This window comes from Halobacillus sp. HZG1, from assembly GCF_035818575.1.
Classification (GTDB): Bacteria; Bacillota; Bacilli; order Bacillales; family Halobacillaceae; genus Halobacillus; species Halobacillus litoralis.
In genome coordinates, this window is the sequence record NZ_JAYLVQ010000017.1 from 1 (window position 1) to 10,731 (window position 10,731).

Annotated in this window: 11 protein-coding genes; 9 read left to right on the top strand and 2 right to left on the bottom strand. The window is 40.8% G+C overall.

Annotated features, from left to right (window positions below):
• Positions 1 to 204 precede the first annotated feature (204 nt).
• Both VKA52_RS01520 and VKA52_RS01525 read left to right on the top strand, forming a co-directional pair.
• On the top strand, positions 205 to 816 hold the full coding sequence (locus VKA52_RS01520; RefSeq protein ID WP_160914292.1) for a YczE/YyaS/YitT family protein: 612 nt from the start codon (positions 205 to 207) through the stop codon (positions 814 to 816).
• A gap of 62 nt (positions 817 to 878) precedes the next feature.
• A complete protein-coding gene (locus VKA52_RS01525; RefSeq protein WP_326313947.1) occupies positions 879 to 1,673 on the top strand; it encodes a YfkD family protein in 795 nt (264 codons plus the stop codon).
• On the opposite strand, the gene VKA52_RS01530 is transcribed toward VKA52_RS01525, so the two are convergent.
• On the bottom strand, positions 1,643 to 2,521 hold the full coding sequence (locus VKA52_RS01530) for a mechanosensitive ion channel family protein (protein ID WP_326313948.1): 879 nt from the start codon (positions 2,519 to 2,521) through the stop codon (positions 1,643 to 1,645). The two genes, VKA52_RS01525 and VKA52_RS01530, sit on opposite strands and share 31 nt — an antisense overlap.
• Before the next feature lie 139 nt (positions 2,522 to 2,660).
• Here VKA52_RS01530 and VKA52_RS01535 point away from each other — a divergent pair, with 139 nt between their 5' ends.
• The 7 genes from VKA52_RS01535 to VKA52_RS01565 all read left to right on the top strand — a co-directional run bounded on the left by VKA52_RS01535 (position 2,661) and on the right by VKA52_RS01565 (position 10,148).
• Positions 2,661 to 2,810: an SE1561 family protein gene (locus VKA52_RS01535; RefSeq protein WP_167356021.1), complete on the top strand. Its 150-nt coding sequence runs from the start codon at positions 2,661 to 2,663 to the stop codon at positions 2,808 to 2,810.
• Positions 2,811 to 2,922: 112 nt separating this feature from the next.
• Positions 2,923 to 4,230, top strand: a complete 1,308-nt coding sequence (locus tag VKA52_RS01540; RefSeq protein ID WP_326313949.1) for a Na+/H+ antiporter family protein — start codon at positions 2,923 to 2,925, stop codon at positions 4,228 to 4,230.
• Positions 4,231 to 4,315: 85 nt separating this feature from the next.
• Entirely contained in the window at positions 4,316 to 5,095 is a 780-nt protein-coding gene (pdaA, locus tag VKA52_RS01545) for a delta-lactam-biosynthetic de-N-acetylase (RefSeq protein ID WP_326313950.1), read from the top strand.
• A gap of 224 nt (positions 5,096 to 5,319) precedes the next feature.
• Complete coding sequence (locus VKA52_RS01550) at positions 5,320 to 6,189, top strand: DNA-3-methyladenine glycosylase family protein (protein ID WP_160914301.1); 870 nt, start codon at positions 5,320 to 5,322, stop codon at positions 6,187 to 6,189.
• A gap of 168 nt (positions 6,190 to 6,357) precedes the next feature.
• Positions 6,358 to 8,226 carry an ATP-binding protein gene (locus tag VKA52_RS01555; protein WP_326313951.1) on the top strand — a complete coding sequence of 623 codons (1,869 nt, stop codon included), beginning with the start codon at positions 6,358 to 6,360 and terminating at the stop codon, positions 8,224 to 8,226.
• 349 nt (positions 8,227 to 8,575) lie between these two features.
• The gene (locus VKA52_RS01560) at positions 8,576 to 9,424 is read left to right on the top strand and encodes a YitT family protein (RefSeq protein WP_160914303.1); all 849 of its coding nucleotides are present in this window, start codon (positions 8,576 to 8,578) and stop codon (positions 9,422 to 9,424) included.
• Positions 9,399 to 10,148, top strand: a complete 750-nt coding sequence (locus VKA52_RS01565) for a GntR family transcriptional regulator (protein ID WP_326313952.1) — start codon at positions 9,399 to 9,401, stop codon at positions 10,146 to 10,148. The genes VKA52_RS01560 and VKA52_RS01565 overlap by 26 nt, the downstream gene beginning before the upstream one ends.
• 476 nt (positions 10,149 to 10,624) lie before the next feature.
• Here the strand turns inward: VKA52_RS01565 and VKA52_RS20755 are convergent, their stop codons facing one another.
• The gene (locus VKA52_RS20755) at positions 10,625 to 10,711 is read right to left on the bottom strand and encodes an IS3 family transposase (RefSeq protein ID WP_442788813.1); all 87 of its coding nucleotides are present in this window, start codon (positions 10,709 to 10,711) and stop codon (positions 10,625 to 10,627) included.
• Positions 10,712 to 10,731: the final 20 nt, after the last annotated feature.

A 10,731-nucleotide genomic window follows, 5' to 3' on the forward strand; every position in this document is an offset into this window, starting at 1 on the left:
TGTGGGACAGGTGAGACCCCGGAAGGCGTAGCCTGAGGAGGCTCACCGCCCGCCCCATGGAAAGCGAACCTTTTCCCGGAGCTCCTAGAACCACACAAAAGCCTCGAAACTGAGTCTTCAAGAAACCTGCCATATAGTGAAATAAATGTTGAAGTGCCAACAGTTTTGTCTGGCCATACATACAAGAAAGAGGAGAGAGATGGAATGAGGAATATTTTTGTTAAAGCTTTCTTTTATTTGATCGGGTTAATCATCATTTCCCTTGGGATCACCTTAACAATCAAATCAGATCTCGGCGCTGGCGCTTGGGATGCTGTTAATGTCGGCCTGTCTGAGACCATTGGTTTTACTGTGGGGAGCTGGGTCATTATTATCGGGGCTATGCTGATTTTTACAAACGCTATCATTGCCAAGGAAAAGCCGGATTTATTGGCGGTTATCACCATCTTTGTCATTGGACAATTCATTGATTTTTGGATGTTATCGGTTTTCGATACTTTCGGTCTCGCATCTTTTTGGATTCAATTGACGGTGCTGGTTGGCGGGATTGCAATCATTGCTTTTGGAGTTTCTTTATACTTACAGCCGAAGTTTTCTCTGAACCCTATTGATGGCTTCATGGTTGCTTTGCAGAAGAGGTTCGGCTTCAGTTTAAGAACGGCAAAAACGTTGACAGAAGTCTTTGCACTTGTACTTGCTTTAGTCCTGGGAGGACCGATTGGAATCGGTACCGTGATTATTATTGTCCTGATCGGACCTTTCATTCAGTTTTTCGATGGGAAGGCGAATCACGTTATGAACAAGATGCTTTCTTGATTCCCTGTGTATAGTCCGGGCCATTTTTCACAAAATAGAAAAAAAGAAAGGTGGCCCATGATGTGAAAAGAAAATGGTTAGGACTGATCATATTTATTGGGATCTTCATGTTCATCAGTGCTGGATCGATATCAGCTGAAAATAAGAAAGCAGAAAAAGAAAGTGCGATTCCGAATCATGTGCTGAACATATCTAAGGACAACACGTATCCGAATTCGACAGATGATCAAGAATTGCTGGAAGAGGAAGAAATCACGAAAGAATTAATGGAAGATACGAACATTCGAGTGACGAATCCGCAGTTGATTGAGATGTTGAATGAAACATCATTAAAACCATCTCCGTTCGCTATTGGTTACAGAGGCGAGATTTTTTTAGGACGATGGCCGCTTGCTTACGAATCCAAAGAAACGAATATCAATTGGGAATACCAGGAGATCAATACGAATGAATACAGCAACCATGGTGGAAAGCAGACAGAAAAGCTGAGTTATGTCCAAAAAGAAGAAAAGCAGATCAAAGGTGGTCTCACATCAAGAATTAGTCACAGCGACCAAATGATGAAGCTTATTCTTCTGGAAGCACAAAAGAACACAAAGCTTCCACTTTCATTCAATACCGTTATTGGTAAAGGGACGAAGCAAAACAATACCTATGGTGTACCAACGAACAAAGTGGGTATTCTGCATGCTTATGCACCAGCTGTGAATGAAAAAGGGGAAGTGACCTTTGGGGATGTTTACATTCAGCTCAAAGGTTCGAAAAAAACGTTGAACGTAAAAAATGTCACGAGACAGGGAATCGGGGCATGGATCCCGATCCAAGATCACGTGAGCTTTTCATTTGAAGTGAAATGATGGTCTTCATGACCAGATGAACTCAATTCGACGCGCTGTTCTGCCATGAAGAGGTTGTTTTCAAACAATTCTTCAGCAAGAATGAGGCGCGTTTTTTTTGCTGCCGTCCAGTAAACTAAGTCATTGACCACACCGACGACTGTGTATTCATAACCCCGGTGTTCGTGGTTCAAAGAAGACATCCCATATACTTGAAAAGGTTCATAAGGCTTATCCGTCAAATCTTTCTTCAAGTATTCATGTAATTCTTCATTTAAACGCTCACAAGCTTTTTCTAAGACTTGATACGCTTGTTTAGGGTCTTGATGAAAGCTTGTCGTCACCTTTTCAATCACGCGCATGTATTCAAAGTTATAATTTTCAATCGTTTTGATTTGACCATTGCTTATGGTGAGTAACTTTCCACTCCATTGACGGACCTTTAAGAACCGGAGGCCAATGTCCTCCACTGTACCGTGGAAGGTGTTGTTGACCGAAATGAAGTCCCCTTTATGAAGCTGCTTTTCATATAGAAAGAACAGCCCAGCAAAAAAGTCTTTGATCAAACTTTGAGCACCAATACCTACAATAATTCCGATGACTCCAGCCCCAGCAAGCAGCCTTTCAATAGAAATGAATTCATCAAGGATGACAAATATGAAACCTATAAGTGCTGTATAACTGATGATGGAGTTGAGCATGGATTCGAGAGTGTTTTCTTTTCTTTCCTCAATAAAGTCCGTTTTTTTGAAAAATGTATGAATGACTTTACGGAGGATGAGAACAACTACAAAAAGTATCGCTGCTATTACTAATAACCTGATTATTGGGTTTTCTTCTAAGTAAGAATTAAAATCGTCTAATGACATGAGTTCGTCCTCCTATATGTTCTACCAAGCATTATAGCATTAGTGGTGGGGGGATTTCTTCTTTGTGGACAGGTCTTTTGACATGTACTATGATGGACGTGGTTAAAACGTGAATGATACAGAAAAGAGGTGCAGAGGAATGTCACAACAAGAAAGAATCGAGGATCTCAAAGTGCGCCTGGCGGATTTTATGGGACGTATTGAAAAGTTAGACCCGGAAGAAACTTCTGTTGAAGATATCGATCGTCTTATTTCCATGTTGGAAGACCTTGAAAAGAACATGGAATAAACAGTGAATCGTTAGAATTAACTCTCAATTATTTTGAGGGTTGATTTTTTTGCGTTCGTGCTTTATCATGATAAATCGTTAATGCATGAAAAGAATGAGAGGAGAATGCTTTATGGCATGGGCAGTTGTTGTCTCTGTCCTGGTAATGACAGTCTTAAGTTTATTACGTGTGAATGTCATTATCGCTATTCTTGCCGCAGGGCTGACCGCAGGACTCATGAACGGGGAGACTTTAGTGAGTTCATTAGAATTGCTTGTCGGCGGTATGGGCGAACAGGCGAGCGTAGCGCTTAGTTATATACTATTAGGAGCCTTTGCTGTAGCGATCAGCTATTCGGGGATTACTTCATTGCTGATTGGCTATCTGCTTCGAGTTTTAAAGGATAAACGAACAATGATGGTACTAGTCATCGCATTTGTGGCGAGCTTGTCCCAGAATGTAATCCCTGTACACATCGCTTTTATTCCTATTTTAATTCCACCATTACTGAAATTATTTGATGAAATGAAATTGGACCGCCGTGCAGTTGCGGCCGCGTTGACCTTTGGTTTGAAAGCACCTTATGTGATGTTGCCGGTCGGGTTTGGATACATCTTCCACGAAACGATTCAATCATCCATGAGCAGCAGTGGAATCGACCTTGGCATCGGATCGATCGCTCAATCTTTGATCATTCCAGGATCAGGGATGATTGTTGGTCTTTTCATTGCTATTTTTATTACGTATCGGAAAAAACGTGAATTGCCGGATGTAGCCACAGAGGGAAACGGGTTTGAAGTAGAGAAAGTACAACCAGCCAAGTTCAACCTTCAACATTTCTGGACAATAGTCGCCATCATTGTCACCTTAGTGATTCAAGCGGTTTGGCAGAACCTTATTTTAGCTGCACTCGCAGGAATCATCCTTATGTTCATCTTCCGGGTCGTGCCTTATTATAAAGGAGACAAGGTAATGAATGAAGGAATAGGTATGATGGGTTTCATCGCTTTTGTTATGTTAGTAGCAGCAGGATATGCAAACGTTCTGACAGAAACAGAATCTGTATCCGCTCTTGTCGAAGTCAGTTCCGCCTATCTTGGTGATAATCAAGCATTCATCGCGTTCTTACTACTTCTAGTCGGCTTAATCGTAACTATGGGTATCGGTTCTTCTTTTGCCACCATTCCGATATTGGCCGCACTTTTCGTACCCATTTGTTTGTCAGCCGGATTCTCACCAATGGCAACAGCTGCTTTAATTGGAACCGCTGGAGCCTTAGGTGATGCTGGTTCTCCTGCGTCTGACAGTACACTTGGTCCGACATCCGGATTGAATGCAGATGGAAGGCACAATCATATTTGGGATACTTGTGTGCCGACATTCTTACATTTTAATATTCCACTCTTCATCTTCGGATGGGCAGCATCGCTATTTTTATAAAAGGCATGTGGGTAATTTTCCCACCTGCCTTTTTTTATATTCATCAAAAGTCCACACATACTAAGAAAAAAGTGAGTGGTCCGTTATGTGGAAAAGAACTTTTGCCTTAGTACTGGTGTTAGTCCTCTTGACTTTGCCAAATCAGACCTTGGCTGAAGGCTGGGGTTTCAGTAAGAAGAAAGATGGTTCTGTACCTGATGTGGGAAGGTATGGGCCGATGATTGAAAAGTATGATGGGTTTTATGTGGACCCTTCGGGTGACCCGATTGTTTATTTGACCTTTGACAATGGCTATGAACAAGGGTACACCGGTCAAGTCCTCGATGTATTAAAGGATAAGGGTGTGCCGGCCACTTTTTTTGTCACCGGTCATTATATTGAAAGTGCACCTGACCTTTTAAAACGGATGGCGAAGGAAGGGCATTTAATTGGGAATCATTCCTGGAGCCATCCTGATTTCACAAAAGTATCGAAGGGAAAAATGAAGCAGGAGTTAGAAAGGGTGGACGAAGCTGTCAAAGAGTTGACCGATCAGGAAGTGATGACTTTCGTTCGTCCGCCGCGCGGAACCTTTAATGAGGAAACTTTAGGGTGGGCGAAAGAATTTGGATACACTCATGCCTTTTGGTCTCTTGCTTTTGTGGACTGGGAGACAGACAAACAACAAGGATGGGAATATGCCTATAGGAGTGTTATCGACCAAATTCACCCAGGCGCTGTCATCCTGCTGCACACCGTTTCTCAAGATAATGCGGAAGCCTTGGCTCAACTGATTGATGAACTAAGAAAAAGAGGATATAGTTTTGGAAGTTTGAATGATCTTATGATCAAACAGATGGTTCCCGCGCCTGTCTGGGGACTCTGAGTCTAAACCACTGCACACCCCGTGTAGTGGTTTTTCCTTTCTAATGAGGGATGGATATGGAAGAGAAATTAAATCGAAAACAGTGGGTGGACATATGTATGTGGATGTAGAAGAATGTTTGAAAAGGGATGAAGTTGGAAATGAGTAAAAGAGGATATTAGGGCATAGTTCCCATTCTTAACAAAATATAAACAAATCGTCCGACAAAAGGGAGGAAAAACAGTTTGTGGAAAGAAAAGTTTAAAGCAAACACTTTTTATGATTTTGATTACACATTACTTCGATGGGCATTTGACCCTCTAACCCGTTTGAACAGAGAAGAGCGGTGGGTGGATGTTCCAGTGAAATTAGAAGGGAATCATCACATTGTCCGTGTCCAAGGGCTCGGCACAACCGCTGATCCTTCTTTTGAAGTCTCGAGTGACAGTGAGGAAGACAAAGAAGCGTTGCTCTCCCACATATCTGATTTATTTCAATGGAATATAGATATAGAAAAAGTACACCACCATTTCTTAGATACAAGTTTGAAAACCATGTTTCAAGCACACCCGGGGACACCAATTGTGAAAGATTTTCACCTCTATGACTGTTTGATGAAAGTCATCATCCACCAGCAGTTGAATATGAAATTCGCATATACGTTGAGCACTCGTTTTGTGGAAACACTGGGGACAAAAAAGGACGGAGTATGGTTTTATCCAGATCCTCAAACTGTTGCAGAGACTCCTTATGAAACATTGAGAGAATTACAATTCAGTCAGCGAAAAGCAGAATATGTCATTGATACCTCACGTTTAATTGTGGATGGAAAGCTGGATTTGGAAGCATTAGCGAATGAATCAGATGAGGAGATTATGAAGCAACTGGTAAAGGTCAGAGGCATTGGGCCTTGGACAGCAGAAAACTGGATGATGTTCGGAGTTGGTCGACCGAACCTTTTTCCAAAAGCTGATATTGGAATACAAAATGCATTGAAGTTTTATTTTGGCTTGGAAAATAAACCGACATACGAGCAGATGGAACATTGGAGTAAGGAATGGGAACCGTATTTAAGTTATGCTTCCTTAACACTGTGGAGAAGTATCGAAGGTTGAAAAGAAACAAGAAAATGATCATAAACTTGTCTTCTGTCTCATAATTTGTAGTAAATAGAAAAATAATGTGTGAATTGTTTTGAAAATATTCAAAATTGTTAAGGCTTACGTTATAATGATAACCGTACTGGAAAATATTGAACGGCAAAAAGGAAAGAGGTCTTAATATTGGTAATTAGAGAGAGGTATTCTGACCAAGTGCATAGCGGTGAAATTTTGGATGTTCTAAGTTTGAATGGTACACCTGCATGTTTACTGGATTTGCGTCTACAAACGGTTACGCTTAATCAGCAGATGCAAGGAACACTTCAACTTGAAGAGTCGGACATGTCATTCTCTCAGTGGATCCATAGTTTTGGTCACACAGGACAACAACGACTACAACAGGTTCTGCATAGTCTTCTTACAGATGGTCTCAGAGAATCGTCTGTTCAGTTGACTGATGCGAACAAGCATAAATATCAATGCAAGATGGTTCATCTGACGAATGGTCAGATTGCTTTTTCCTTGAAAAGTATAAAAGGGATGCTCGACGACGGCCCTGCTTCCATGACTCTCTCTTCGAATAAGCAAAAAGAAGCCACATTTTCATTGAATCAATCTGTTGGATATCAGCACCATCGGAATATGATACAAACGTTTGGATCGGAGTCTTCCCCTATGAAAAAGAGAATGATGCATCTGGTCGATAAATTCCCACACGGCCTTGCATTGATCAATCACAACTGGGAAGTTACGTATGCCAATCCGAAAATGGAAGAAATGACCGAAATTCCTTTCTTACAGAATTATTTTAAGAAGTTGTGGGATATCTTTCCGATTCGTGAACACTACTATTTCTTTCAACAGTATTTAAGAGCGATGGAAACCCAGGAAACTGTAGAGTTCGAAGGCTATCTCGAGAAAACCAATACAGATGTTCAAGTCACGGTTCACCCAACGGAAATGGGAATCACTGTTTTCCTTCAAGATATAACAGAATACAAGAATCAATTAAAAGCTTTAAGGGCGTCGGAAGAAAGGTTTGCCTTACTTGCGAATAACATTAAAGACGTCTTTTGGATCAGCCGGCCGGATTTTAAGGAGCTGCATTATGTCAGCCCAGCTTTTAAGGAAATGTTCGGGGTGCCCCGCCGGGAAGCATTTCTCGATCCGAATTCGTTGATGGAAAAAGTTCATGAAGCAGATCGGGCTTCTTTGAGGACAGCTCTAGATGAAATGGCAAAAAAAGAAAGCGAAATCGAATATCGTCTTACAGGCCCTAATGAAAAAACGAAATGGATTCGTACAAAAGGCTTCCCTGTCGAGTATTACGGAAACTCTTATGTCCTTGGTATTCATGAGGACGTGACAGGATACAAAGAGATGTTAGAACTTAAGGAAAAATCTCAACAATTGTCCACAATTACGCAAATGTCAGCTGGTATTGCCCATGAGATTAAGAACCCACTGACTGCGATTAAAGGATTCCTTCAAATTGGTGCAGCCAATCCTGAATTAAGGGATAACTACCAGGAAATCATTCTTGATGAAGTTAATCGCATAGAGGCTATCGTGCAGGACTTTATGATGTTGTCTAAGCCGAAATCGTCCATTCAGCTGGAGCAGGTAGACCCTGAGCAACTGGTTTCCTATGTGTTGCGTCTGTTAGAACCAGAAGCGAATGAAAAACAAATCTATCTTCTCTTCGATTGCGATCCTATCCAGGACAAATTCGAAACGGAACCCAAGCGCTTGAACCAAATCCTTATCAACCTTGTCAAAAATGCAATTGACGCTGTGGATCTAGGAGGAGAGGTTCGTGTAAGCATCCAAATGGCCAGCTCCCATCTAACGCTTTCCGTTAGAGATAATGGACCTGGATTAACCCCACAAGAACTTGCGAAAATAGGGGAACCTTTCTTTACAACTAAAGAAAAAGGTACCGGTTTGGGTGTGATGGTGACAAAGAAAATTGTCTCAGACCTGAATGGAGAAATTTCGTACGAAAGTCAAAAAGGATCAGGTACAAAGGTTACCGTCAAGTTACCTAAATAGAAATCTCGGAAAATCATCATCCACCACGGATGATGATTTTTTTATCTGTATTTTAGATGATCGAGGTGAAGGGAGGACAAATTCGACAAAATTAAACTAACGTAAACCTTGATATCAAAATATTGCTTTATTCTTTATATGGGGTTAGATTTCATCAAATTGCGAAATTTCAGCCATCAGACCCCTTTATTTATTAGAAAATTATAAGTTCAACCGCTTACAAAAAATAAATTATTTTTTTACAGTCAAAGCTGTTTACAAACGTATATATGGGCTCTATAATCCCGATTGTACTACAATTTCGTTCGACAAATTCTAACTTATTTCCACATAAAAAGGAGGCTTTCTGATGCTGAAAAAAGTATGGTCTTTTCTGTTAATGAACTTAGGTGCGCTTGGAGTTGCCATCAATGTCCATTTTTTCCTCTCACCAAATGATCTTGCCACAGGAGGAGTAAGTGGTGCTTCGATCGTTCTGAATAAAGTCATTCCTGATCTTTCATTAGGAATGATCATGATCATCTTGAACATCATATTATTTATTGTTGGTTTTATATTCCTAGGCTTTCAATTTGGTCTGAAGACCATTTATGCAAGTTTTGCTCTGTCCTTTATGGTATGGGGATTGGAAGCATTCTTCCCTATGCAGGAAGCTTTAAGTAACGACCTTCTCATTCAATTGATCATCGGCCAAATCATAGCGGCGTCAGGAATGGCGCTTGTGTTCCATCAGGGAGCCTCTACCGGCGGAACAGATATCCTTGCTATGATCCTGAATAAATTCTTTTCCATTGAGGTTGGAAAAGGCGTCTTGTTCTCTGATATTGCCATTGCAACGTCATCCATTTTTCTATTTGGACCAACTGTCGGAATGTACGCATTTTTCGGTGTCATCCTGAATGGTCTGGTTATTGACTACATGCTGCAACAATTTGAAGACAATAAAGAGATTGTCATTATTAGTCGTGAAAGTGAACAAGTCCGTTATTTCATCGTCAACCAGCTTGGGAGAGGAGCTACGATCCACCAGGCTAAAGGAGCTTTCAATCAAGAAGATAAAGAAGTTATTACAACAATTCTCAGCCGTAAGGACTACACGCGTCTAAAAAAATATATGACTGCGATAGACGAACAAGCATTCATTACGGTTCACTCAATGAATGAAATTCTTGGTGAAAACTTTAAACGTCTGGCATAAAAGGTGGGATAACATCCAGAACCGAACGTTTACTGATACGCTCAATGAGCGCCAATCCAGAACGGATGACGTCTACGAATACTTGAAGAATCATATTTTGTTTCGTCATTTACCACCAGGTACTCAACTTGTTGAAAACATGATCGGAAAAGAACTCCAAGTTTCGCGCACCCCTATTCGGAATGCAATGAAAAAGCTGGAAGAAGAGGGATTAGTCAAAATTTACTCCAATCGGGGTGCCTTCGTTGTTGAACCAACGATTGAAGAAATAAGGCAGGCTTTTGATATGAGGCGTCATTTAGAAAAAATGACCCTTGAACAAATTTACGACCAGATGAACGAAGAAGATTTTTTTCAGTTGGAAGAATGGATTGAACATGAAAGAAAAACCTACGAAACCCGTGATATTCTGGAGTACCTGGATGTAAACAAACAATTTCATATGACCCTTGCTTTAAAGACGAAAAATACGTTTTTGATTGACTTTACAGAACGAATTCTCAATCAAATTAATGTGTATTTAATGTTGTATGATGTGTTCGTAGATGAAGATCTGTACGAAGAACAGCGATTCAAAGAACATGAACTATTGCTCGAAGCATTAAAGAATAAAGACTTGTCACGCTTGCTTCAGCTGATTGACCAGCATATGGAGGAAAGCTTGAACTACATGTCATTAAGCAAAAGAAGCAACAAGATAGAAGAAAAGAAAAAGAGCCTATAGATCCAGACGTTTAAAGTCAGGGTTTATAGGCTCTTTTTCTTTGTAGGCGGAGAGTTTTTAGTGAGATACTGAAGTTTATCACTACGACTGTAATCAAAGAAGCTAGCGTATAATTGAAATTTTTCGTAATCATGGATAGAGATAAGAATGCAGCTACCATGATGGCGGATATAAGTATTAACTGATACTTGCTGAGTCCAGGCTGTTTGCGGACGGGGCGAGCTTCCACTGCTGATCACTCCCTGTTTATGCTTACACGTATTATAAGAATAGTTAAAATAATTTGTCAATTAAAGTATATGTACCATACCCTCAATTACTCCTCTTTATTCAACTAACTGGCAGGATTGTGGAAGACTCAGTTTCGAGACGTTTGTTGAGTGCATGGGGGCTGCGGGGAATGACTCGCTTTCCGCGGGAGCGCGGTGAGCCTCCTCGGACTGTGTACTGACCCCATAAAATTGGACACTATGTAGTTAAGCTGTTGCTTGATATTTATCGCGGAACTGAACCGGGCTCATCCTTAATTTAGATTTGATTCTTCTATTGTTGTATTTTTCCATAAAAGCTGAGAGCTCCTGCT